Below are 24,439 nucleotides of genomic sequence, written 5' to 3' on the forward strand. Positions count from 1 at the left end.
GCATGAACTTGAATGTCGAGCTGGCGCCGCAGCGTGCGGTGCCGGCGGGCGGCGCGCAACCGCTGCTGCGCCTGCAAGGGGTCAGCCGCAGCTTCAGGGCCGGTGACCGCGAATTCCTGGCGCTCAAGGGCATCGACCTGCAGATCCAGGCCGGCGAGCTGGTGGCGATCATCGGTGCCTCGGGCTCGGGCAAGTCGACCCTGATGAACATCCTCGGTTGCCTGGACCACGCCAGCGCCGGCAGTTACCAGGTCAGCGGCCAGGAAACCCGTGAGCTCGACGACGATGCCCTGGCGGCGCTGCGCCGCGACCATTTCGGCTTCATCTTCCAGCGCTACCACCTGCTGCCGCACCTGGATGCCCTGCGCAACGTGGAAATCCCGGCGGTGTATGCCGGCATGCCCCAGGGCGGGCGCCACCAGCGGGCCCGCGAGCTGCTCACGCGCCTGGGCCTGGACGGCCACCTGGCGCATCGGCCCAGCCAGCTGTCGGGCGGGCAGCAGCAACGGGTGAGTATCTGCCGGGCGTTGATGAACGGCGGCGAGGTGATCCTCGCCGACGAGCCCACCGGTGCCCTGGACACCGCCAGTGGCAAGGAGGTGATGAACATCCTGCTGGAGCTGCACGGCGCCGGGCACACGGTGATCCTGGTGACCCACGATCCCAAGGTCGCCGCCCATGCCGAGCGCATCATCGAGGTCAGCGACGGGCAGATCGTCAGCGACCGACGCAGCGTGCGCGAGGTGCCGGCGGCGGCAGGTGCCGGGCAAGCGCCCCGCGAGGCCGCGCCCCGGCGCCTGGTGGCCAGCCTCGGGCTGTTCCGCGAGGCCTTCAAGATGGCCTGGATCGCCTTGGTTTCGCACCGCATGCGCACCTTGCTGACCATGCTCGGGATCATCATCGGCATCACCTCGGTGGTGTCGATCTCGGCCATCGGCGAGGGCGCCAAGGGCTATGTGCTCAAGGACATTCAGGCGATTGGCAGCAACACCATCGACATCTATTCGGGCAGCAGTTTCGGCGACAGCCGGGCCAAGGCCATCGAGACCCTGGTGCCGGCGGATGTCAGCGCGCTGAACGAACTCTACTACGTCGACAGCGCCACCCCGGTGATCGGCCAGAGCTCGCTGGTGCGCTACCGCAACATCGACGCCGACGTGCAGCTCAACGGCGTCAGCGAGCAGTACTTCCAGGTGCGCAATATCCCCCTGGCCGCGGGGATTGTGTTCAGCGCCGACGACGCGCGGCGCCAGGCGCAGGTGGTGGTGATCGACCACAACACCCGCAAGCGCCTGTTCGGCGCCGGGGTCAACCCGCTGGGGCAGGTGATCCTGGTGGGCAAGCTGCCGTGCACGGTGATCGGCGTGACCGCCGAGAACAAGAACCTGTTCGTCGCCGGCAACACGCTCAACGTGTGGATGCCCTACGAGACCGCGGCCGGCCGGGTGCTCGGCCAGCGCCACCTGGACAGCATCAGCGTGCGGATCAAGGACGGCATGCCGAGCAAGCGGGTGGAGGAGGAGGTCAACAAGCTGATGCTGCAGCGCCACGGCACCAAGGACTTCTTCACCAACAACCTCGACAGCATCATGCAGACGGTGCAGAAGACCAGCCGCTCGCTGACCTTGCTGCTGTCGCTGATCGCGGTGATTTCGCTGGTGGTGGGCGGGATCGGGGTGATGAACATCATGCTGGTGTCGGTCACCGAACGGACCCGCGAGATCGGCATCCGCATGGCGGTGGGGGCGCGGCAGTCGGATATTCGCCAGCAGTTTCTGGTGGAGGCGGTGATGGTCTGCCTGATGGGCGGGGTGGTGGGGATCGCGTTGTCGTATGGGATTGGCTATCTGTTCGCGTTGTTCGTCAAGCAGTGGGAGATGGTGTTTTCACTGGGCTCGATCGTCACGGCGTTTGTCTGTTCGACCTTGATCGGGATGGTGTTCGGCTTCGTGCCAGCGCGCAACGCGGCGCGGCTGGATCCGATCGAGGCGCTGGCGCGGGACTAGCCGTCCAGCTTGGCCTTGCCAGGGGCGCAAAACGTCCCTGGCAATATCGACAGCGAAAACGTCGTTCGGCTTATTGCCGATCCAGCCAGACCGTCTGGGCATTGGTGAACTCGCGCAGGCCAAAGTGCGACAGTTCACGGCCAAAGCCGCTCTTCTTCACGCCGCCGAAGGCCACGCGAGGATCGGAGGCGCAGTAGCCGTTGATGAACACGCCGCCGGTATCCAGCGCGGCGCTCATGCGCTCGGCCAGGGCGTAGTCGGCAGTGTAGATCGTCGCCGTCAGGCCGAACTCGCTGTCGTTGGCCAGTTCCACTGCATGCTCGGCATCGCGCGCGCTGATGATCGCCGCCACCGGGCCAAACAGCTCCTGCTTGAACGCGGTCATGGCTGCGGTCACATCGCCAAGCACGGTCGGCGCATAGAAGTTGCCGGCTCCGTCGAGCTTGTGCCCGCCCAACAGCAAGGTGGCGCCTTCGGCCAAGGTCGCCTGGACCTGGCCGTCGAGCTCGTCACGCAGATCGGCGCGAGCCATCGGGCCGATGTAGGTCGTGTCGTCCAGCGGGTTGCCGAGCGCCAAGGCGCGGGTAGCCTCGACGAACTTGCGGGTGAAGGCGTCGACGATGCTCGCCTCGACGATCAGCCGCTTGGCCGCGGCGCAGACTTGACCGGTGTTCTGGTAACGACCGACCACCGCAGCTTTTACCGCGGCGTCGAGGTCGGCATCGGCCAGCACGATGAATGGGTCGCAGCCGCCCAGCTCGAGCACGCACTTCTTCAGCGCGGCACCGGCCTGCGCACCAATGGCCATGCCGGCGCGCACGCTACCGGTGAGGGTGACGGCGGCGATACGCGGGTCGAGGATGGCGCGGCTCACGCCCTCAGGGCTGACGTTGAGCACCTCGAACACCCCGTCAGGCAGGCCGGCGCGCTTGCACAGGTCGGCCAGCAGGTAGGCGCTGCCCATCACGTTGGGGGCATGCTTGAGCACATAGGTGTTGCCGGCCAACAATGCCGGCACGGCGCCACGTAGCACCTGCCAGACCGGGAAGTTCCACGGCATCACGGCGAGGATCGGGCCCAACGGACGGTACTCGATGCGGGCCTTTTCGATCTGCGTCGGCTCCGGGGCGAGCATCGCCGGGCCGTGCTCGGCGTACCAGCGGCACAGGTCGACGCACTTGTCGACTTCGCCACGCGCCTGGCTGATCGGTTTGCCGATCTCGCGGGCGATCATCTGCGCGAATGCCTCGGCATTGGCCTTCAGGGCATCGGCCAGGGCAACCAGGTATTCGCTGCGCTGCCCCAGCGCCACCTGGCGCCACTGGTCGTAGCCCACCTTGGCCCGTTGCAGCGCCGCTTCCAGTGCCGCGTCGGTGTCGAAGGCATAGTGGCCGATCCGCTCGCCGCTGTACGGGTCGACGGAAATGGCATGGGTCAGGGGGCTGATCGCGCTCATGGCTAAAGGCTCGTCGTGGGTCATTGGTGCAGCAAGCCTAAGGGGAGCGATATTTAATGAAAACTGAATAATAATGAGCGAGATATTCACGTATGGAGAATGGCTGTGGACCTGGTGCAACTAGAAATGTTCAAGGCTGTGGCCGAGCACGGCAGCATCAGCGCCGCGGCCCAGCAGATCCACCGGGTGCCATCGAACCTGACCACTCGCATCAAGCAACTGGAACAAGACCTCGGCGTGGACTTGTTCATCCGCGAAAAGAGCCGCCTGCGCCTGTCGCCGGCAGGCTGGAACTTCCTCGAATACACCCGGCGCATTCTCGAGCTGGTGCAGGAGGCCCGTTGCAGCGTGGCCGGCGATGACCCACAAGGCACCTTCGCCCTGGGCTCGCTGGAAAGCACCGCGGCGGTGCGTATTCCGGCCTTGCTGGCGGCCTACAACCAACGCTACCCCAAGGTCGACCTGGACCTGTCCACCGGGCCCTCCGGCAGCATGCTCGAAGGCGTGCTGTCCGGGCGCCTGGTGGCGGCGTTCGTCGACGGCCCGGTGCTGCATCCCAGCCTCGAAGGCATGCCGGTGTTCGAGGAGGAGATGATGCTGATCGCGCCCCTCAACCATGCGCCGGTGAGGCGTGCCCGCGACGTCAATGGCGCAAGCATCTATGCCTTTCGCGCCAACTGCTCGTACCGCCACCATTTCGAGCGCTGGTTCGTCCAGGACCAGTCGGTACCGGGCAAGATCCACGAGATGGAGTCGTACCACGGCATGCTCGCCTGCGTCAGCGCAGGTGCCGGGCTGGCGATGCTGCCGCGCAGCATGCTCGACAACATGCCGGGCTGCAGCACGGTCAGCGCCTGGCCCATGGCTGAAGAATTCCGCTATCTGCAGACCTGGCTGGTATGGCGACGGGGCACGGTGTCGCGCAGCCTGGGCACCTTCATCGAGCTGCTGGAGGCCCGTGAGCCTGCGAGCCCGTGCCGATTGGACTAATGGTGCCCGGTTGGCCGAACGGCGCGCGCGCGTCGGCATCAAAACTGTGTAGACCATCCTTCGAAGGGAGGAATGCACCATGCGTACCCATCATTACCGTCTTTGCGCGGTGTTGCTGGTGGCCCTGGCCATGCCCTGGACCTTGGCCGCAGCCGCCGACCTGAACGCGCCGATCGACCCGCAGGGCGTGCACTTGCAGGCCCAGGAACAAAACGGCATTCGCTACCTGCAAGGCGGTATCGGCCAGGACGAGGCCAATGCCTTGCGCCAAACCCGCGGCTATGACCTGCACATCACCCTGTCGACCGGCGCCGACGGCAAGTTCCAGAGTGGCGCGGCGCTGACGATCGAATCAGCCCAAGGCCAGCAGTTGCTGGCGTTGCAGGATGCCGGGCCGTTGATCTTCGTGCAGTTGCCGCCCGGGCATTACCGGGTCACTGGCAGCGCCGAAGGCCAGACTGTGCAGCAACAGGTGACGGTCGATGGCAAGACCCCCGCGCGGGTCGACCTGAACTGGCGTTGAAGCCTTTTCGCAGGTCCCGGTCAGCCTGGATATCCGCTCCATCTCCAGGAGGAGGAAATTTATTGAACCATCGTCCCAGTTACAGGTACTTAGCCAATAGTGGCAAATCACTTCCAACTTTCTGCGAATGCGGACCATAATCGCGGAAGTATTACCACTTGTAACCTGGCGCCCGGCGCCGGAACACAGGTACACAATCGAGGGGCACGGCCCCCACATGCCACGGCCCGCGCCCCTCGGTCGCGGGCCTGTCCGTGAAGACCACAGGAGTAGTCATTGATGAAAAACCGTCTCGCCACCTCGCTGGCCGCCGCTGTGCTGGCATTCGCCGGCGCAAACCTGGCGCAGGCCGCTCAGATCTCCGGCGCCGTCGGTGCCACCGGCCAGGGCGACATGACCTACCGGATCGGCCTGTCGTTCGACTGGGACAAGAAATGGCTGGAAAGCAGCACCGGCCACCTCACCGGTTATTGGGACGCTGCCTACACCTACTGGGAAGGCGGTGAGGCCAGTGGTGCCCATTCGCTGTCGTTCAGCCCGGTGTTCGTCTATGAGTTCAGCGGTTTCACCTACACCCCGTTCATCGAGGCTGGCATTGGCCTGGCGGCGTTTTCCAAGACCGACGTCGGCGACCAGCGCCTGGGCTCCTCGGTCAACTTCGAGGACCGCATCGGTTTTGGCCTGAAGCTGCCGGGCGAGCAAAAGGTCGGGATTCGTGCCATGCACTATTCCAATGCTGGCATCAAGGAGCCGAACGACGGCATCGAGTCGTACTCGCTGTTCTATAGCAAAGCCTTCTGATCCAGGCCCCCCACAGGCAAATCGTACCGACACCCAATCGGCCGCTTTGCCTGAGGGGCACCGGCTAGCGCAGCGACTTTATCGCCAGCACATTGCACAGCGGATGTTCCAGCACATGCGCGGTGGTACCCCCGAGGAACGCGTGCAGCGCATCATGGCGATGGTTGCCCATGACGATCACATCCACCCGGCCATGGGCGATGTACTGGGTAATTGCCTTGATCGCCGGTCCTTCGAGAAAATGCCGTCGTTCCAGGGCAATCTGATGATGGTCGCCCAGGCGGTTGAAGGCTGCCCGCTGCGCGGTGCGCACACTGCCGTCGAAGCCAGGCATGGTCACGGTGCCAGCGCCGAAGTCGGCGATATGGGTCTTGGCCGCGTCGCACACATGCAGCAGGTGCAGGTCGGCGTTGCATTGCAGGGCCAGGGCATGGGCGCTGCGAATCACCTGTTGGTCCAGGTGCTCGCCGTCGCCATGGCTGTCCAGGTCCACGGCTGCGGCGATTTGCCGGGGCAGGGGCAGGCGGATGTCGCTGACCAGGTGCACGGCCACCGGGCTGTCCTTGAGCAGCTGCCAGTCCAGTGGGGTGACCAGCATGCGCTTGAGAATCGGCTCGTGCTGCACATCCTTGACCAGCAGGTCGCAGCCCAGCCGCTCGACCTGTTCGAGCACGCTGCCCAGTGGGTCGCGGGTCAGCAGCAGTTCGGTGGACACGTCGAGGCCGGCGCCTCGCAGTTGCTCGGCCTCGTCGGCCAGCCACTGGCGGTTGTGTTCGAGCAGCCGTTCGCGATCGCGGCTGTCGGCCATCAGGCCGAAGGTGTCGACATCGTCGACGCAGACGTTGACATCCAGCAGGGCCCCGCTGGACTCGGCCAGCGCCGCGGCGCGCTGCAAGGCAGGCGTGTGACGCATCTGCGGGCCGAGCATGACCAACAATCGCTTGAACTGGCTCATCTCACACCTCCACGTGTGGCAGCCCCCCGTTCAGTCTAGACCCTCCGTTCCCACACCCTCCACCGCGTCGCCTGGTTCGCCAGCAAGGCTGGCTCCTACGGGCATTGCAGGCCGTAATCGGCGTAGGAGCCGGCCTTGCCGGCGAACACCGGCGTAGCCGGTGCCATCCACCGCGTTGCCTGGTTCGCCAGCAAGGCTGGCGCCTGCTGGTCAGGCGTGTCGTAGGCGCCGACAAAGCCTGCGGCGGTCACAACGGATAGTGCTTGAGCTCCCGGGCGATCAGCATGCGCTGGATCTCGCTCGAGCCTTCGTAGATCTGGGTGATCCGCGCATCCCGGTAGTATTTTTCCACCGGGTAGTCCTCCAGGTAGCCATAGCCGCCATGCACCTGGATCGCCATCGAGCAGACCCGCTCGGCCATTTCCGAGGCGAACAGCTTGGCCTGGGACGCCTCGGACAGGCACGGCTTGCCCGCTGTGCGCAAGCGCGCGGCATGCAGGATCAGCAGCCGGGTGGCGTTGATCTGCAACTGCATGTCGGCCAGCAGGTTGGCAATGCTCTGGTGTTCGTTGATCGGCTTGCCGAACTGGATACGCTCGCGCGAATAGCGCAGCGCCGCTTCGAACGCTGCACGGGCGATGCCCAAGGCCTGGGCGGCGATGCCGATACGCCCGCCTTCGAGGTTGGACAGGGCGATGGCCAGGCCCTTGCCGCGCTCGCCGAGCAGGTTGGCCGCCGGGATGCGGCAATTGTCGAGGGTCACTGCGCAGGTGTCGGAGGCGCGGATACCCATCTTGTGTTCGCTGCGGTCGACCTTGAAACCCGGGTTGTCGGTGGGCACCAGGAACGCCGACAGGCCTTTCTTGCCCAACTCCGGGTCGGTCACGGCGAAGACGATGGCCAGCTTGGCCCGACGGGCGTTGCTGACGAATTGCTTGGCACCGTTGATCACCCAGTGGCCGTCGATCAGTTCGGCGCGGGTGCGCAGGTTGTGCGCCTCGGAGCCGGCCTGGGGCTCAGTCAGGCAGAAGCAGGCGATCACCTCGCCACTGGCCAGCTTCGGCAGCCAGGCCTGTTGCTGCTCGGGGGTGCCGTAGGCCAGCAATGGGCCGCAGCCCACCGAGTTGTGAATGCTCATCATCGCCCCGGTGGCGCCGTCGCCGGCGGAAACTTCCTCCACTGCCAGGGCATAGGCCACGTAGTCGGTGTAGCTGCCGCCGAACTGCTCCGGGGCGACCATGCCGAGCAGGCCCAGCTCGCCCATCTTGCGTACCACCTCGTCGTCGATCCAGCCGGCCTTTTCCCAGGCCTGGGCATGGGGCGCGATCTCGCCGCGGGCAAAATCCCGGGCCATGTCGCGGATCATGATCTGTTCTTCGCTCAGTTCCAGGTCTTGCATCTGTGTACTCCCGGGCTCACAGGCCTTCGAAGAATTGCTCGACGCGCTGCTGGGTCAGCCCGGCCAGGGTCGGCGGGTTCCAGCGCGGTTGCTTGTCCTTGTCGATGATCAGGGCGCGCACGCCCTCGATGATGTCGCCGTGGGCGAACCACTGGCGGTCGATGTGCAGTTCCATGGCAAAACACTCTTCCAGCGCCAGGCGGCGGCCGCGGCGCAGCAGTTCGAGGGTCACGGCCATGGCCAGCGGCGAGCGGCTTTCCAGCAGCGCGGCGGTGTCCAGCGCCCATTGCCGGCTGTCGCCGATGGTCACCGCGCGCAGCTGTTCGATGATGCTGGGCAGGTCGGGCAGGGCGAAGAAGTGGTCGATCACCGGGCGCAGGGCGGCCAGCGGCGCATCCTCGAGCACCTGGGTGCCGAGGCGGGCCAGCAGGCCTTGCAGGTCCTTGAGCGGGTGCTCGCCGAACTGCAGGGTGTCCAGGCCTTGGTCGAGCGCGGCGAGCTGGGCGCTGTCCAGGTACCAGTCGGCCAGGCCGCAGTACAGGGCGTCGGCCGCCTTGATCTGGATGCCGCTGACGCCCAGGTAGATGCCCAGCTCGCCAGGCACGCGGGGCAGGAAGTAGCTGCCGCCGACATCGGGGAAGTAGCCGATGCCGACCTCGGGCATGCCCAGGCGGCTGCGTTCGGTGACGATGCGCAGGTCGCAGCCCTGGGCCAGGCCCATGCCGCCACCGAGGGTGAAGCCGTCCATCAGCACCAGCACCGGCTTGCGGTAACGGTGAATGCACAGGTCCAGGGCGTACTCCTCGACGAAGAAGTCTTCATGCAGCGTTTCGCCGGCCTTGAAGCTGTCGTGCAGCGAACGGATATCGCCCCCGGCGCAGAAGCCCTTGGGGCCTTCGCCGCGCAGCGCCACCGCGTGCACCTGCGGGTCGTCGGCCCACTGGTCGAGCCGCTGGCGCAGGCTGCGGACCATGTCCAGGGTCAGGGCGTTGAGGCCGGCGGGGCGGTTGAGGGTGAGGTGGCCGATGTGGTTGCGGACCTCGGCCAGTACCTGATCCGTTGCCGAGGGTTGAGCGTGCGCGGTCATCGCGGTCTCCCTGCTTTGTTATTGATTTTCCAGGTGAAGTCTGGAATTCGCGGGCGGATCGCAGGATCCTGTCATGCGAATTTACCTTGCACAATTGGCAAATCTGCAGGGCGTTTCTGCATTTTTACCTTGATTGGCTTGGCCAGACGCCGATGCAGCCACTTTAGCGCCGTGATGCCAGGGTACAAGGGGCGATCATGGATCCTGCGGGTCATGCCCCAGGGATTGCAGAAACAACGAAAACAACTCCGGCTGCGACGAGATATCCAGCTTGGCGTACAGGTGCCGGCGGTGCACCTTGATGGTCTCCGGCGAAATCGCCAGGCGCTCGGCCATGGCCTTGGACGAGTAGCCGCGCAAGATCAACCGGGCAATCTCCAGCTCGCGCTCGGACAACACCTTCGCCCCGAACAGGCTCATGGCATCGCGCACCTGGCTGGCCATCGCCGGGGCAGGGTGCAGCGCCTGGCGGTGCCAATGCTGGGTGATCAGGGCCAGCACCCACGGGCAGATCAGCGCCAGCAGGCCATGGCGCGGCGGGTCGAAGCGCTCGCGGCTGCCCAGTGACAGCGACAGCGCGCCACTGTCGCCAAGCTGGACGATGAACTGCACCTCGTCCTCCAGCACATGGTCGTGGAAGTACTTGAGGTAGTACTCGCTCTGGCGGAACTGGTCCGGCGCCACTTCTTCGAGCCGGTGCAGGCCATCGCCGATGCGCTCCTGGCAGGCCTGGTAGAACGGGTCTAGCTGATACAGGCCGCTGAGGTACAGGGCCATGGCCTCGGGGTTGCCTTCGCCGCGCGCATCGAAGATCTCCAATGCCCGCGGCAGGCCGTCGCGCGGGTAGAGCATGGCCAAGGCATTGTCGAAGGCCAGCCACTGCTGCAACAGCAGCATCAACTGGCGCCAGAAGCGTGGCTGGCCGAGCTGCTCGACGGTGCGCGCCAGGCCGGTGTGGGCACTGGCCTCGGTGAACAGGTTGTGCATGCGAGGGCTCTATCAGCTGAATATGCAATACGGATCTGTAGGAGCGGCCTTGTGTCGCGAAGGGCTGCAAAGCAGCCCCGGGATCTCGGCATCGAAGCAAAAATTGCCGGGGCTGCCCTGCAGCCCTTTCGCGACACAACGCCGCTCCTACAGTTGGCGGTGTTGCTGGATAAAAGGTGACGCAGTCTTGGAGTTTTTCTGCCAGCCCGTCAAGGGGCGTACCCCCATAGGGTAATTGGCGCCCACCCGCCGCCAGCCTACAGTCCAGCCAGGTCTTGCGGCCGCCCGACCGGTTTTCCCCTCACAACCAATAACAACCAGAGGAAAAACGCCATGAGCTCCCGTGCAGAGCCCGCAAGCGCGCTCAAGCAGCGCCTGGGTGTGTTCGACGTGGTCGCCATCACCGTGTCGGCGGTAACCCCGGCCAGTTCCGTGTTCGTCATCGCCCCGTTCGCCATCCAGCAGGCCGGCAGCGGCGCCTTCCTGTCGTTCATCATGGCCGGCGCCCTGGCGCTGATGTTCGCCTGGTGCTACGCCGAACTGGGCCGCGCCCACAGCTCGGCTGGTGGCGAATATGTGTACGCCAAGCGGGTGTTCGGCGGGCTGGCCGGCTATGCCACCTTCCTCACCGTGCTGGCCTCGATGCTGTTCATCCCGCCGGTGCTCGCCGCCGGTGCCGCCGCCTACCTGAACACCGCCCTGGGCACGCGCTTCGATACCCAGGCCGTCGCGCTGGTCATCGTGGTCTGCAGCTATGCCCTGGGCATCCTCAACATTCGCCTCAATGCCTGGATCACTGGCCTGTTCCTGTTCTGCGAGGTCGCCGCGCTGCTGGTGATCGTGGTGCTGGGCTTCGGTAACGCCAGCCAGCCGGCGGCGAGCCTGTTGCAGCCGCAGATGCTCGAGCAGGGGACGCTGGTCGCCGTGCCCTGGGCATTGGTGCTGGGGGCGGTGGGCATGGCGCTGTTCGCCTTCAACGGCTATGGCGGCGCGGTATTGCTGGCCGAGGACATGAAGGACCGTGGCCGCACCGTGCACCGCGCCGTGCTCTGGTCGTTGGCGGTGGTGGTGGCCATCGAGGTGATCCCGCTGGCGGCGTTGCTGGTCGGCGCGCCTTCGCTCGAGGCGATGCTGGCCAGTGGCGACCCCATCGGCTACCTGCTCACCGCCCATGGCAACGAAACCTTGGCGCGGCTGGTCAGCGCGGGGATTTTCCTGTCGGTGTTCAACGCCATCGTCGCCATCGTCATCCAGGTTGGACGGGTGGTGTACAGCAGTGGCCGCGATGCGATCTGGACACCCATGCTCAACCGCGCCTTCACCGTGATCCACCCACGCTGGGAATCGCCCTGGCTGGCCACGCTGTTCCTCGCCGTGCCCTCGGCGCTGCTGAGCCTGTCGGGCAGCCTGGAACAGCTGACCTCGTTCACCGTGCTGCTGTTGCTGCTGATCTACCTGGTGGTGGCGGCCTGTGCCCTGTGCAGCCGGGTGCTGCGCCGCGACCGCGAACACCCGTACCGCATGCCGCTGTGGCCGTTGCCGGCGTTGCTGGCGGTCAGTGGCGCCGGCTGGCTGCTGGTGACCCTGCTGCGCGAGGCCTCGGTGCGCGACCTGTTGATCATCCTCGGGCTGCTGGCGGTGTCGGTGACCCTGTACGGCACCCACGGCCGGCTTAGCCCGACCTTTCAGAAATTGTGAGAACCAAGGAGTACACATGCGTGCGCGTCAACTGGGCATCACCCTCGGCCACGGCGCCCCGGGCCCGTTCAATGCCATTACCGATGTGCCTGGGGTGCGGGTCGGCCACAGCACCCTGATCGATGAACAGCGCCCGGCGCCAGTGCGCACCGGGGTCACGGTGATCGAGCCACGTGCCGGGGCGGCGCGCCTGGCGCCGTGCTTCGCCGGCTGTCATGTGCTCAATGGCAACGGCGACGCCACCGGGTTGGAGTGGATCCGCGAGGCGGGCCTGCTGACCACGCCGATCGCCATCACCAATACCCACAGCGTTGGCGTGGTGCGCGACGCGCTGATCGCCGCCGAGCGCGAGCGCCTGGCCGATGACGCGGTGTACTGGTGCATGCCGGTGGTGATGGAGACCTTCGACGGCGTGCTCAACGACATCTGGGGCCAGCATGTCACGCCGGCACAGGTGCGCCAGGCGCTCGACGGCGCAGCCACCGGGGCGGTGGCCGAAGGGCCGGTCGGTGGCGGCACCGGCATGATCTGCCACGAGTTCAAGGGCGGGATCGGCACCGCCTCGCGGCGGCTGGCGGACGAGCAGGGCGGCTGGACCGTTGGCGTGCTGGTGCAGGCCAATCATGGCCAGCGCCGCGAGCTGCGGGTCGATGGCTACCCGGTGGGTCGCCAGCTGGGGCATTTGCCGTCGCCATTCACCGAGCGTGAACAGGGCTCCCCTGGCATGGGCTCGATCGTGGTGTTGATCGCCACCGATGCGCCGCTGCTGCCGCACCAGTGCCAGCGCCTGGCGCAACGGGCGTCCATCGGGATCGCCCGCACCGGTGGCGGCACCGAAGACTCCAGCGGCGATATCTTCCTGGCGTTCTCCACCGGCAACCAGGGCCTGCCGCCGGCTGACTACGGGCGCAAGGACCTGGCCCAGTGCACGGCGGTGCGCATGCTCAACAACGACCATATCTCGGCGCTGTTCATGGCGGCGGCGGAGGCGGTGGAGGAGGCGATCGTCAATGCGCTGCTGGCAGGAAGGGCGATGGTAGGCAAGGGCGGGGCGCTGGTGCCGGGGCTGGATGGGGATACATTGTTGACAGCGTTGCATGAGGTGGGGTGGAAAGCGCAAGCCCGGCGTTGAACGTATCGCAGGGCTTGCCCGCTGCCACCTGTAGTCGTGCCCTAGGGCACCCTGGCGCGTGGCGACGGGCAAGCCCCGCGAGCGGAGTTGCTAGCGTGCGCGGGCGAACGCAGGCTTGCCCGCGCGCGAAACCCGCAGCGCCACCACGCTACCCAGCACGATCAACCCGGCCAGCGCATACAGCGCCGCGTCGGTCGAGCCGGTCTGGTCCTTGATGAACCCCACCAGGTAGGGGCTGAGGAAGCCCGCCATCTGCCCCACCGAGTTGATGATCGCCAGGCCCGCCACGGCGGTGCCGGCGCTCAGCAGCGCGGTCGGCATCGGCCAGAACATCGGCAGGCCGGTCAGCGCGCCCATGGTGGCGATCGACAGGCCAAGGATGGCGATGCTCGGGTTGGCGGCGAAGTTCACCGCGATCACCAGGCCCAGGGCGCCCATCAGCATCGGCACCACAAGGTGCCAGCGGCGCTCGTTGCGCAGGTCCGCCGAGCGACCGACGAGGATCATGAACACCCCGGCCAGCAGGTACGGGATGGCGCTCAGCCAGCCGATCAGCAGCGGGCTGTCGAAGCCCATGTTCTTGATGATCGACGGCAGCCAGAAGTTGATGGCGTACACCCCGCTCTGGATGCAGAAGTAGACGAAGCCGAAGGTCCAGATCAGCGGGTTGCTCAGCACGGCCAGAACGCTGTCGCCTTGGGAGGCTGGCTTGCTGGCGGCGTCGGCCTTGAGGTCGGCCTCGATCAGCTGGCGTTCGGCCGGGCTCAGCCAGGTGGCCTTCTGGTAGCCGTCGCTGAGCAGCACGATGGCCAGCGCGCCCAGGGCCACGGTGGGCAGGCCCTGAATCAGGAACATCCATTGCCAGCCCGCCAGGCCATGCTGGCCGGCGGCGAAGTGGTCGAGAATCCAGCCGGAGAACGGCCCGCCGAGCAGGCCCGAGACCGGGATCGCCGACATGAACAGGGCCATGATCCGCCCGCGACGGTCTGCCGGGAACCAGCGCGAGAGGTACAGCACCACGCCGGGGAAGAAGCCCGCTTCGGCGGCCCCGGTGAGCAGGCGCAGGGTGTAGAACTCGCTGGGCGTGGTGACGAACAGCAGGCAAGTGGACAGGCTGCCCCAGGCGATCATCATCAGCGCGATCCAGCGCCGCGGGCCGAAGCGGTTGAGCGCCAGGTTGCTGGGCAGGCCGCAGAGCACGTAGCCGATGAAGAAGATGCCGGCGCCCAGGCCGTACACGGTTTCGCTGAATTTCAGCGCGTCGAGCATCTGCAACTTGGCGAAGCCGACGTTGACGCGGTCCAGGTAGTTGAACAGGTAGCAGATGAAAATGAACGGGATCAGCCGCAGGGTGATACGCCGGTACAGCGCATCGCGGGTGAGGTCGGTGCCTTGGTCAGGGGCGGGGCTGTGTGCCATGATCGGGTTCTCTTTTGTTATGGTTGTCGCCGCGTCGCCTGTGCCGGCGCTCGCCATGAAAAGTCTCGGGGAGTGTAGCGCGGCTGTCTTTGTGCTTTTGCACAGCGGCGGCACCTGGCTGCTGTGCCGCCGACCAAAGCCGAAGGATTCTGTGCATGTTCGAACTGGACCACGACCTGGCCCAGGACATCGTCGACCGGGCGATGGCCATCCTGCCGTGCAACGTCAATGTGATGGACAGCCAGGGGCTGATCCTCGGCAGCGGCGAACCCGAGCGCATCAATACCCGCCACGAAGGGGCCCAGTTGGTGCTGGCCAACGGGCGCATCGTCGAGCTCGACGGCGAGGCTGCCAAATGCCTGAAGGGCGTGCAGCCAGGGGTCAACCTGCCGCTGATGCTCGATGGCCGGCTGATCGGCGTGCTCGGCCTGACCGGCGACCCGCAGCAACTGCGCACCTATGGCGAGCTGGTGCGCATGACCGCCGAAATGCTCCTGGCCCAGCGCCACCTGCAGGTGGAGCAGCAATGGCGCCGGCAGCGCTGTGACGATTTGCTGGCCTTGCTGCTGGGCGGCAGCGGCGAGTCGCCGCGCCTGGTCGACGAGGCGCAGCAACTGGGCCTCAAACCTAACCTGGCACGTGTTCCCTGCCTGTTCGAACTGCAAGCCGGACCACCGGCCGAGGCGCTGTCGGCCTGGTTGATGGGCCGTTACCCGGATAGCTGGTGCGTCAGCCCGGCGCGCCAATCGTTGCTGTGGTGCCGCCCGGCGACGGCGCAACTGGACGAGCCGCGCTTGCTCGAGCGCCTGCAACGCCATGGCTGGCTGGTCGAGCGCCTGGCCTTGGGCAGCCCGGCGCAAAGCCTGGAGCAGTTGCGCCGGGGCTATCGCCGGGTGCGTGACCTGCTGGCCTATGGTCGTGAAGTGCTGCCCGCCGAGCGCCTGTTGAGCCTGGCGCGCTATCGCTTGCCAGCGCTGCTGTGGCGCTACCGCAACGACGATGCGCTGGACGAGTTGCTCGAGCCGCTGCAACGCATTCGCGCCAAGGACACCAGCGGCCAGCTGCTGGCCACCCTGCGTGCCTGGTGCGCCCATGATGGGCAGAGCCAGGCGTGCGCCGAAGCCTTGGGTATCCATCGCAACAGCTTGCGCTATCGGCTGGAGCGGATTGCCGAGGTTGGCGAGGTCGATCCGCTGCGCATGGACGGCATGCTCAGTTTGTACCTGGGCTTGCAGTTGCTGCCGGTCGATTGACCCGCGCTTTCGCTGGAGCTGCCAGCCTTGCTGGCGAAGCGGCCAACAGGGTGGCTGGCATCGGCTATGCCGGGGTTCACCGGCAAAGGGGCAGCAGGCATTCGCCCAAACAACCTCCTAGGCTTTTGTGCATCCGACCGAGGCCGCTGTGCCGCGCACCTGTCAGCATGCGCGCTAACAGGACAGGAGAATCCCATGAAAATCGTCATCGCCCCCGACTCGTTCAAGGACAGCCTTGACGCCGCCGGCGTCGCCCAGGCCATTGCCGCTGGCCTGGCCGAGGTCTGGCCGAGCGCCGAATTGCGCGAATGCCCCATGGCCGACGGGGGCGAGGGCACCATGGCCGCTATCGTCGCCGCCAGCCACGGCGAGCAGCGCCGCCAATGGGTGCGCGGCCCATTGGGCGAGCCCGTGCAGGCCAGTTGGGGCTGGCTGGCGGACAGCCACACCGCGGTGATCGAGATGGCCGAGGCCAGCGGCATCCAATTGCTCCCCAGCGCCCAGCGCGATGCCTGTCGCAGCAGCACCTGGGGTACCGGCGAGCTGGTCGGCGCAGCCCTGGCGGCCGGGGCCCGGCGCATCGTCCTGGCCATTGGCGGCAGCGCCACCAACGACGGCGGCAGCGGCATGCTGCGAGCGCTGGGCCTGCGGCTGTTCGACGCCGCCGGTCAACCGCTGGCCGAAGGCGGCTTGGCCCTGGCGCAGTTGGCACGGATCGACGCCAGCGCGCTCGACCCGCGCCTGGCCAGTGTGCACCTGGAGGTCGCCGCCGATGTCGACAATCCACTGTGCGGCGCCAATGGTGCCTCGGCGATCTTCGGCCCGCAGAAGGGCGCCAGCCCGGCGCAGGTGCAGGCGCTGGACCAGGCCTTGGGGCATTTTGCCGACCACTGCGCGCGTTTGCTGGGCAAGGACCTGCGCGATGAGCCGGGCAGCGGCGCGGCCGGCGGCATGGGTTTTGCCGCCAAGGCGTTCATGGCCGCGCGGTTCCGTCCGGGGGTCGAGGTGGTGGCCGAGCTGGCCGGGCTGGAGGCTTTGGTGCAGGGCGCCGACCTGGTGATCACCGGCGAGGGCCGCTTCGACGCCCAGACCCTGCGCGGCAAGACCCCGCTGGGCGTAGCGCGGGTGGCCAAGCGCCACGGCGTGCCGGTGGTGGTGTTGGCTGGAACCCTGGGGGCCGGTTATGAACAGCTGTACGCCCACGGCATCGACGCCGCGTTTGCACTGGCCAATGGGCCGATGAGCCTGGAGCAGGCCTGTGCCGAGGCCGACAGGTTGCTCAGGGCACGTGCGGCCGACGTGGCGCGGCTGTGGCAGGTGGCCCGCATCGGCCGGCCCTCATAAGCGCAAGTGTCAACAGTAGCCAGGGCAGGAACCCTGTGCAGCAAAGAGAACGGCGGCTCACCGCGGGTTTTACCCGACCCACGGCGATCCCCCCCCCCTCCGCGACAAGTTGTCTGCTTGACTGGAGGAGGGCATAGCTGATCGTCATCTTGACTTAATAGTCAGATTTTGTGATCGTGCGCGCCCTTCCAGTTTCTCAAGCACCAGAAAAAGCATGGGCAGCCCATGAGCTACCCAGAGGATCAACCATGTCCAACCGTGATATTTCCCGGCGCTCGTTCCTCCAAGGCGGGCTGATCGCCGGTGTCGGCGTGACCATGGCGCCGCTCGGCAGCCAGGCGTTCGCCGCCCTGATGGAAAGCCAGGTTACCGCCTCGCCGCAAAAGTGGATGAACCACGACGGCAAGGTCCGCGTACGCAACGATGCGCTGTCCAAGGTCTGCGGTGAAAAAGTCTTCGCCCGCGACATCCGCAGCAAGGACATGCCAGGCTGGCCCCAGCAGCAAGGCCACGCGCTGTTGCTCAAGGCCACCAAGGCCGACCGGCTCTATGCCGGCTACGACCTGTCGATGCTGGGCGCCGACCTGCAGCCAGACCGCATCGTCACCGCCGACGACCTGAAGAAGGACGGCATCGCCTGGCCCGAGGCGCACTCCCCGGACCCGCTGCTGCCGCCTGGCCAGGTGCCGATGTTCATCGGCCACCCGGTGGCGATCCTGATCTGGCACGACTTCGAGCGCTTTCGCAAGGCCAAGCTCAAGCTGCAGTTCAACGAAGCGGCGATCCGCTACGGTGCGCAAGCCCCGCTGTACCAGCGCGACCCCTATGGCAGCTTCCGTTTCGTGCGGGTGGCCGGCAAGACGCCGTTCGACGAGGACACCTTCTCGAGCCTGAAGGACTCGCCGCTGTTCCCCACCATCCTCGCCCGTAAACCGGTATGGAACGTCGTGCCCAAGCAGCATGGCAGCCTCACCGAGCAGGGCATGTATCACGCCCAGCGCATCGACGAGCAGCTCAAGCAGCCGCCGCAAGACTGGCTGCTGTTCGACGAACGCTACAAGACCCAGTCGATCGAGCCGGCCGCGCTGGAGCCGGACAACGGCAACGGTTGGTTCGACGCCGCCACCGGCACCTTGCATTTCGTCGTCGCCAGCCAGTGCCCGTTCGAGGTGGCGCAGGAATGCGTGCACATGATCAAGCCGTCGCGCTTCGGCCTGAAGCACTTGAACATGCACCCGGGCTACACGGTCGGCTACGGCTCCAAGGACAACAACATCTTCCCGTTCTACGCCGCCGTCGCCGCCCTGTACGGCGCGGGCGTGCCGATTCGCCTGGCCAACGACCGCTACGAGCAGTTCCAGAGCGGCATCAAGCGCCACCCGTTCGACATCCGCTACCAGCTGGCGGTGGACAAGAACGACCTGAGCTTCCAGATCTTCCGCGCCGAGATGACCGTCGACGGCGGCGGGCGCATCAACTACAGCCCGTCGGTGGCGGCGGTGGGGGCCACTGCGGCGCAGTCGATCTACTACATGCCGCAGAACGACCTGGCGGTCACCGCCTGTCACTCGCGCGGTGTCGAGGCCGGCTCCATGCGCGGCTACGGCACCCTGCAGAGCATGGCCGCCACCGAGATGATGGTCGATGAAATCGCCAACCGCCTGGGTGTCGATGCCATCGAGCTGCGCCGCAGAAATGCCCTCAAGTCGGGCATGAAGAACACCCAGGGCGCGGTGCCCGCCGGCGCCCTGCGCCTGCACGAGATCCTCGACAAGGCCAGCCAGCACGAGTGGTGGCAGAACCGCCAGGCGCGCAAGCAGGCCGAAGACGCCAAGGACCACGACAACTGGTACGGCGTGGGCTTCGCCATCACCCAGAAGGACTTCGGCACCGGCGCCGAGGCGCCGCTGGCGGCCATCGAGTTCAACGCCGACGGCCAGATCAGCCTGCGCCATATCGGCACCGAACTGGGCACCGGCATGTCCACCTCCCAGGCCTTCGTGGTCAGCGACTTCCTTGGCCGCGCTGCCGACGAGGTGAAGACCGCGCAGACCGAATGGCCGGAGCTGGCCCTGAGCACCAGTGGCAACCCGTACCTGATGAGCCAGGCCGAGCAGGACGCGGCGCTGCGCAACCCGCGTTGGGTGGCCAAGCTGGCCTCGCCGTCGTCGGCGACCAACTCGGCGTTCTACTTCAGCCACGCCACCCGCGAAGCGGCCCGGGTGCTGTTCAACCACGGCCTGTGGCCGGCGGCCGTGGCGCTGTGGCGCCAGGGCCCGTTCGGCGGCCAGGCCAATCCGCTGGTGGTGCGCCGCGAGAATGCGGTGTGGGTCAACGGCGAGCTGACCGGCAACGGCCTGGCGCCGATCCCATTCGCCGTGCTGGCCAAGAAGGCCCATGAAATGGGCCTGGTCACTGGCGTCAGCGTGCACGCGTTCAACCGCTGGAGCTGGGCTGAGGCCGACTACGTCATCGACGGTGTGCGCGAGCGCCTGCCGCTGGACGGCCTGGCGGTGAAATACGGCGACGGCGCGGCGAACGCCAAGAAGGCGCAGATGACCAGCGCCGGCTTCCACCTGCTGGACCGGCAGAACACCGCGTACCCGGCCACCCAGTTGAACAACGCCATGGTCACCTACTACAGCCCGGTGGCGACCATCGTCGAGGTCAAGGTCAACAAGGGCAGTGGCGAGGTGAGCGTGCTCAACCACCACAGCTGGGTCGAGTGTGGCCGGGTACTGGTGCCGGAGCTGGTCAAGGGCCAGCTCGAAGGCGGTATCGCCATGGGCATCGGCCATGCACTGCTGGAAGAAATGCCGCTGTACGAGGGTGGCCCGGGTGAGGGCGACTGGAACTTCAACCGCTATCGCCTGCCGATGGCCAAGCATGTCGCGGTGTGGAAGCAGACCTCGGAGATCCTGCCGCCGCTGTCGCCCACCGACCCGTCCAAGGGCATCGCCGAGGTGGTGATGATCCCGGTGGTCGGTGCCATCGCCAACGCCGTGGCCCACGCCATCGGCAAGCGCGTGCGCGACCTGCCCATCACCCCCGCCCGCGTCAAGGAGGCCCTCAATGGCTGAGCGCAAGCTGCAACTGACCCTCAACGGTCAATCCGTCGTCACCGAAGTGGTCCCCGATGACCTGGCGATGATCGACTACCTGCACGAATACCAGAACCTCACCGGTTCGCGCCTGGGCTGCGGCCAGGGTATCTGCCATGCCTGCGTGGTGATCGTCGACAACCCCGACGGCACCAGCGAGGAAGTGCGCACCTGCATCACCGGCGCGCACTACTTCGCGGGCAAGAAGGTGCGCACCATCGAAGGCCACGCCAAGCGTGACGAGGCCGGCAACCTGGGCGAGCTGAGCCCGATCCAGCAGAAGTTCGTCGAGCGCTTCGCCTTCCAGTGCAGCTACTGTGCCCCGGGCTTCGTCAACGCCGCCACGGTGCTGGTGGAGAAGGCCCAGCGCCAGCCGCTGAAAAAGAGCGAGCTGGAGGGCGCCATCGAGGCCAGCCTGGGCCACCACGTGTGCCGCTGCACAGGCTACGTGCGCTACTACGAGGCGACCCGCGATGTGCTGACCGATCTCGGTCTGGTCAAGGAGGCTTGAGCATGATGCGCGTTTTCAACGGCCTGGCATTGGCCATTGGCGCGGCGCTGGCCTTCAGCGCCCAGGCAGCCGACCAGGACCAGGTCAAGCGCGGCGAATACCTGGCCCGCGCCGCCGACTGCATGGCCTGCCATACCGCCGAAGGTGGCGCGCCCTACGCGGGCGGCCTGCCGATCCATTCGCCGTTCGGCACCATCTATGGCACCAACATCACCCCGGACAAGCAGTACGGTATCGGCAACTACAGCAGTGACGAATTCTTCGCCGCCCTCACCGAGGGCAAGCGCAAGGACGGCGCCAACCTGTACCCGGCCATGCCGTACACCTCGTACCACCTGGTCAAGCGCGAGGATGCCGACGCCATCCACGCCTACCTGATGACCGTGGCGCCGATCAATCGCCCGGCCCCTGAAACCAGCCTGAGCTTTCCGTTCAACGTGCGCGCCGGCCTGATGGGCTGGAACATGCTGTACGGCAAGAGCGTGCAGCTCGAAGAGGGCAAGGGCAACAGCGAGGCCTGGAAACGCGGCCAGTACATGGTCGAGGTGCTCGGCCACTGCGGCGAGTGCCACACCCCGCGCAACCCGATCGGCGCGCTGGAGCAGGACAAACGCCTGACCGGCGGCCTGCTCGGTGGCTACCTGGCCCCCAGCCTGCTGGCCAACGACCTGGCCGAGCGCGGCTGGAACCAGCGCGACCTGGCCACCTTCCTCAAGCACGGCATGAGTGCCCAGGGCAGCATGTTCAACGAGATGTTCCCAGTGGTGCACCACAGCACCCAGCATCTTGAAGACAGCGACCTGGCGGCCATGGCCACCTACCTGCTGGGCGACCAGCCGCCGGCGGCCAAGGTGGTCCAGGCCGTGGCCCACGAGACCCTGGGCGAGAGCGCCAAGCGTGGTCGCCAGCAGTACCTCAACGTCTGCGCCGGCTGCCATGGCGGCGACGGCGAGGGCAAGCCGCACATCGCCGTGGCCATGCAGGGCAACACCATCCTGCGCCAGGCCGACTCGCGCAACCTGGTCAAGGTGATCGTCGAGGGTATCCGCGAGCAGCAGTTCACTGGCTTCGAGCGCATGCAGCCGATGCCGGGCTTCGCCGGCAAGCTCGACGACCAGCAGCTGACCGACATGGTCAACTACCTGCGTGAAGCCTGGGGCGGTTTGCCGGGCGACTTCAGCGCCCAGCAGCTGGCCCAGCTGAAGGCGGACTGAGGTGCAGCATCTGGACCTGCAGGTGGTGCGCCAGGCGGCGCAGTGGTCCCGCGACGGGCTGCCGGTGTGGTTGTGCACGGTGCTCTGCACCTATGGCTCGGCGCCCCGTGCGCCGGGCTCGCTGCTGGCGGTCAATGGCCAGGGGCGCTGGGTCGGCTCGCTGTCTGGCGGTTGCGTCGAGGAAGACTTTCTCGAGCGCCTCGGCGCGGGCGAGTTCAGCGCGGCGGTGGCCGTGGTGCGTTATGGCGACGGCAGCGACACGCGCTCGAACATCCGCCTGCCCTGTGGCGGCATCCTCGACGTGCTGGTCGAGCGCCTGCCGGCCGACTGCGCCACCCAGGCGCACCTCGGCGAGCTGGAGGCGGCGCTGTCGGGCCGCCGCCGGCTACTGCGCGAAGTCGACCTGAACAGCGGCAAGAGCCGCCTGAGTGATGACCACAGCCAGGGGCCAAGAGTGGAGCAGGGCGAGCATCAGGTGCGCCTGCGCATCGGCGCCGCCCAGCGCCTGCTGCTGGCGGGTTATTCGAGCGTCGCGCAGTGTTGCGCCGAGTTCGCCAAGGGCCTGGGCTTCGAGGTGGTGCTGTGCGACCCACGGGACGAAGTGATGGACAACGTGGTGCTCGACGGGATAGAAATCCGCCGTGAACTGCCTTCGCTGTTCATCGCCAATGGCGGCTGCCACCGCGATACCGCGGTGGTGGCGCTTACCCACGACCCGAAGATCGACGACCTGGCCATGCTCGAAGCCGTGCGTACCGAAGCTTTCTACATAGGCGTGATGGGCTCGCAGGCCACCTCGGAAAAACGCCGTGAACGCCTGCGTCGTATTGGCGGGCTGGACGACGCCGAGATGGCGCGCATTCACGCGCCCATTGGCCTGAACCTGGGCAGCAAGACCCCGGCGGAGATCGCCCTGGCGGTGCTCGCCGATATCCTGCGTACCCGCAGCGGCATCGCCCGCGAGGCCTTGTGAACGTCGTCGCGCTGGTGTTGGCGGCCGGCCAGGGTTCGCGCTTCGGCACGGACAAGCGCCGGGCGCTGCTGGGCGATGGCCGCAGCCTGTTGCAGCACAGCGTCGAGCGCGCCCTGGCGGTGTTCGACGAAGTGCGCGTGGTGCTGCGTGAAGGGGAGCGGGGCGAGGACCTGGGGTTGCCGGCGGGCTGTCGGGTCGTCCATAGCCGCGATGCCGGGCTTGGCATGGGCCATAGCCTGGCGGCGGGCGCGGCCTCGCTGGGCAATAGCCAGGCACAGGCGGTCGCCATCCTGCTGGGGGACATGCCGTGGATTGCGCCTGCGACCTTCCAGCGTCTGATCAGTGTCGCTGCTCCTGCGGTCATCGTGGTGCCTCGTCATCAGGGGCACAATGGGCATCCGGTGCTGTTCGGGCGGGCGTTCTGGGGCGAGCTCGGTGGGCTGTCCGGTGATGAAGGGGCGCGCTGCGTGTTACGGCGACATGCCGAACGCATCGTTGTGCTGGAACTGGACGATGGCGGGGTAGTGCGCGACGTCGATACGCCGTCTGCGCTCGACTAGACTGCTCTGGGTCAATTTCCGGCATTACGTGACGCAGTGGATCAACACGGATAGCGTGGCCTGATATACCGATGCCACAGGCAGCCATTGAGGGAAAACCCTCATTGCCGCTCGTCCGGTGGCCTCCTAGCATGGATTCGGTTTCCCATCCCAAGCCCAGGAGCACAGCCATGACCAACAACAACGACGACAAACGCCCGACCCCCGATCCGGCCGAGGACAACGCTTTCTTCCCCTCGCCGTATTCCCTCAGCCAGTTCACCTCGAGCAAGTCCGACCTCAGCGGCGCCGACTATGCCGATGCCTACCAGGGCGGGCGCTGGAAGATCCTGATGATCGGCGCCGACGAGCGCTACCTGCTCACTGACAACGGCACCTTGTTCTCCACCGGCAATCACCCGGTGGAAACCCTGTTGCCCATGTACCACCTGGACAAGGCCGGGTTCGCCTTCGACGTCGCGACCCTGTCGGGCAACCCGGTCAAGTTCGAATACTGGGCCATGCCCCGCGAGGACCAGCAGGTGCTTGGCCTGTTCGATCGCTACAAGCAGGCGTTCAAGCAGCCGCGCAAGTTGTCCGAAGTGCTCGCCAGCGCACTGGGTGACGATTGCGACTACATCGGCGTGTTCATCCCCGGTGGCCATGGCGCGTTGATCGGCTTGCCGCAAAGCGAGGAGGTCGGACAGGTGCTGCAATGGGCTGCGGACAACGACAAATTCGTCATCACCCTGTGCCATGGCCCGGCGGCACTGCTGGCTGGCGGCAAGCTCTACGATGGCTACAAGATCTGCGCCTTCCCGGATGAGCTGGACGCCAAGACCCCGGACATCGGCTACATGCCCGGCCACCTGACCTGGAAATTCGGTGAGCGCCTGCTTGGGCAGGGCGTGACCATCATCAACGAAGGTATATCCGGCGCCGTGCACCAGGACCGCAAGTTGCTCACCGGCGACAGCCCACTGGCTGGCAATGCGCTGGGCAAGCTGGCCGCAGGCGCCTTGCTCAAGGCGGTCAACGGCCAGTGAGCGAC

21 protein-coding genes are annotated in these 24,439 nt (G+C 66.6%); 14 read left to right on the top strand and 7 right to left on the bottom strand.

Annotated features, from left to right (window positions below; genetic code table 11):
* Positions 1-2 precede the first annotated feature (2 nt).
* Positions 3-2,006 carry a MacB family efflux pump subunit gene (locus tag NJG22_RS21530; RefSeq protein ID WP_253097677.1) on the top strand — a complete coding sequence of 668 codons (2,004 nt, stop codon included), beginning with the start codon at positions 3-5 and terminating at the stop codon, positions 2,004-2,006.
* A gap of 70 nt (positions 2,007-2,076) precedes the next feature.
* On the opposite strand, the gene NJG22_RS21535 is transcribed toward NJG22_RS21530, so the two are convergent.
* Positions 2,077-3,462: an aldehyde dehydrogenase family protein gene (locus NJG22_RS21535; protein ID WP_253097645.1), complete on the bottom strand. Its 1,386-nt coding sequence runs from the start codon at positions 3,460-3,462 to the stop codon at positions 2,077-2,079.
* A gap of 105 nt (positions 3,463-3,567) precedes the next feature.
* Here NJG22_RS21535 and NJG22_RS21540 point away from each other — a divergent pair, with 105 nt between their 5' ends.
* From NJG22_RS21540 to NJG22_RS21550, 3 genes are all read left to right on the top strand, one after another.
* The gene (locus NJG22_RS21540; protein ID WP_253097646.1) at positions 3,568-4,452 is read left to right on the top strand and encodes a LysR family transcriptional regulator; all 885 of its coding nucleotides are present in this window, start codon (positions 3,568-3,570) and stop codon (positions 4,450-4,452) included.
* A 79-nt stretch (positions 4,453-4,531) separates the two neighbouring features.
* Positions 4,532-4,975, top strand: a complete 444-nt coding sequence (locus NJG22_RS21545; RefSeq protein WP_253097647.1) for a carboxypeptidase-like regulatory domain-containing protein — start codon at positions 4,532-4,534, stop codon at positions 4,973-4,975.
* Between the two features lie 279 nt (positions 4,976-5,254).
* The gene (locus NJG22_RS21550) at positions 5,255-5,776 is read left to right on the top strand and encodes an acyloxyacyl hydrolase (protein WP_253097648.1); all 522 of its coding nucleotides are present in this window, start codon (positions 5,255-5,257) and stop codon (positions 5,774-5,776) included.
* 64 nt (positions 5,777-5,840) lie between these two features.
* Here NJG22_RS21550 and NJG22_RS21555 read toward each other — a convergent pair whose 3' ends face one another.
* From NJG22_RS21555 to NJG22_RS21575, 5 genes are all read right to left on the bottom strand, one after another.
* Positions 5,841-6,731 (bottom strand): universal stress protein, encoded by an 891-nt coding sequence (locus NJG22_RS21555; RefSeq protein ID WP_253097649.1) that lies wholly within the window; start codon positions 6,729-6,731, stop codon positions 5,841-5,843.
* A 95-nt stretch (positions 6,732-6,826) separates the two neighbouring features.
* On the bottom strand, positions 6,827-6,982 hold the full coding sequence (locus NJG22_RS21560; protein WP_253097650.1) for a hypothetical protein: 156 nt from the start codon (positions 6,980-6,982) through the stop codon (positions 6,827-6,829).
* Positions 6,979-8,130, bottom strand: a complete 1,152-nt coding sequence (locus NJG22_RS21565) for an acyl-CoA dehydrogenase family protein (RefSeq protein ID WP_253097651.1) — start codon at positions 8,128-8,130, stop codon at positions 6,979-6,981. Before NJG22_RS21565 ends, NJG22_RS21560 begins: the two co-directional genes overlap by 4 nt.
* A 16-nt stretch (positions 8,131-8,146) precedes the next feature.
* On the bottom strand, positions 8,147-9,217 hold the full coding sequence (locus NJG22_RS21570; protein WP_253097652.1) for an enoyl-CoA hydratase/isomerase family protein: 1,071 nt from the start codon (positions 9,215-9,217) through the stop codon (positions 8,147-8,149).
* Positions 9,218-9,412: 195 nt separating this feature from the next.
* Positions 9,413-10,204 carry a helix-turn-helix transcriptional regulator gene (locus tag NJG22_RS21575; RefSeq protein WP_253097653.1) on the bottom strand — a complete coding sequence of 264 codons (792 nt, stop codon included), beginning with the start codon at positions 10,202-10,204 and terminating at the stop codon, positions 9,413-9,415.
* Positions 10,205-10,537: 333 nt separating this feature from the next.
* Between NJG22_RS21575 and NJG22_RS21580 the strand changes: the two genes are divergently transcribed.
* Both NJG22_RS21580 and NJG22_RS21585 read left to right on the top strand, forming a co-directional pair.
* Positions 10,538-11,902, top strand: coding sequence for an APC family permease (locus NJG22_RS21580; RefSeq protein WP_253097654.1), 1,365 nt, complete (start codon positions 10,538-10,540; stop codon positions 11,900-11,902).
* 16 nt (positions 11,903-11,918) lie between these two features.
* Positions 11,919-13,034 carry a P1 family peptidase gene (locus NJG22_RS21585; protein WP_253097655.1) on the top strand — a complete coding sequence of 372 codons (1,116 nt, stop codon included), beginning with the start codon at positions 11,919-11,921 and terminating at the stop codon, positions 13,032-13,034.
* Between the two features lie 90 nt (positions 13,035-13,124).
* Here the strand turns inward: NJG22_RS21585 and NJG22_RS21590 are convergent, their stop codons facing one another.
* Positions 13,125-14,453, bottom strand: a complete 1,329-nt coding sequence (locus NJG22_RS21590; protein WP_253097656.1) for an MFS transporter — start codon at positions 14,451-14,453, stop codon at positions 13,125-13,127.
* A 155-nt stretch (positions 14,454-14,608) separates the two neighbouring features.
* Between NJG22_RS21590 and NJG22_RS21595 the strand changes: the two genes are divergently transcribed.
* From NJG22_RS21595 to hchA, 8 genes are all read left to right on the top strand, one after another.
* The gene (locus NJG22_RS21595; RefSeq protein ID WP_253097657.1) at positions 14,609-15,706 is read left to right on the top strand and encodes a sugar diacid recognition domain-containing protein; all 1,098 of its coding nucleotides are present in this window, start codon (positions 14,609-14,611) and stop codon (positions 15,704-15,706) included.
* A 195-nt stretch (positions 15,707-15,901) separates the two neighbouring features.
* Positions 15,902-17,050 carry a glycerate kinase gene (locus NJG22_RS21600; RefSeq protein WP_253097658.1) on the top strand — a complete coding sequence of 383 codons (1,149 nt, stop codon included), beginning with the start codon at positions 15,902-15,904 and terminating at the stop codon, positions 17,048-17,050.
* 248 nt (positions 17,051-17,298) lie between these two features.
* Entirely contained in the window at positions 17,299-20,130 is a 2,832-nt protein-coding gene (locus tag NJG22_RS21605) for a xanthine dehydrogenase family protein molybdopterin-binding subunit (RefSeq protein WP_253097659.1), read from the top strand.
* Positions 20,123-20,662 carry a (2Fe-2S)-binding protein gene (locus NJG22_RS21610; protein WP_253097660.1) on the top strand — a complete coding sequence of 180 codons (540 nt, stop codon included), beginning with the start codon at positions 20,123-20,125 and terminating at the stop codon, positions 20,660-20,662. Before NJG22_RS21605 ends, NJG22_RS21610 begins: the two co-directional genes overlap by 8 nt.
* 2 nt (positions 20,663-20,664) lie before the next feature.
* Positions 20,665-21,876 (top strand): cytochrome c, encoded by a 1,212-nt coding sequence (locus NJG22_RS21615; RefSeq protein ID WP_253097661.1) that lies wholly within the window; start codon positions 20,665-20,667, stop codon positions 21,874-21,876.
* A 1-nt stretch (position 21,877) separates the two neighbouring features.
* Positions 21,878-22,849: an XdhC family protein gene (locus NJG22_RS21620; RefSeq protein ID WP_253097662.1), complete on the top strand. Its 972-nt coding sequence runs from the start codon at positions 21,878-21,880 to the stop codon at positions 22,847-22,849.
* Positions 22,846-23,409, top strand: coding sequence for a nucleotidyltransferase family protein (locus tag NJG22_RS21625; protein WP_253097663.1), 564 nt, complete (start codon positions 22,846-22,848; stop codon positions 23,407-23,409). The genes NJG22_RS21620 and NJG22_RS21625 overlap by 4 nt, the downstream gene beginning before the upstream one ends.
* A 170-nt stretch (positions 23,410-23,579) precedes the next feature.
* Positions 23,580-24,434 (top strand): glyoxalase III HchA, encoded by an 855-nt coding sequence (hchA, locus tag NJG22_RS21630; protein ID WP_253097664.1) that lies wholly within the window; start codon positions 23,580-23,582, stop codon positions 24,432-24,434.
* The last annotated feature ends 5 nt before the right edge of the window (positions 24,435-24,439 follow it).

It is taken from the genome of Pseudomonas sp. VA159-2 (genome assembly GCF_024126635.1).
GTDB classification, from domain to species: Bacteria; Pseudomonadota; Gammaproteobacteria; order Pseudomonadales; family Pseudomonadaceae; genus Aquipseudomonas; species Aquipseudomonas muyukensis.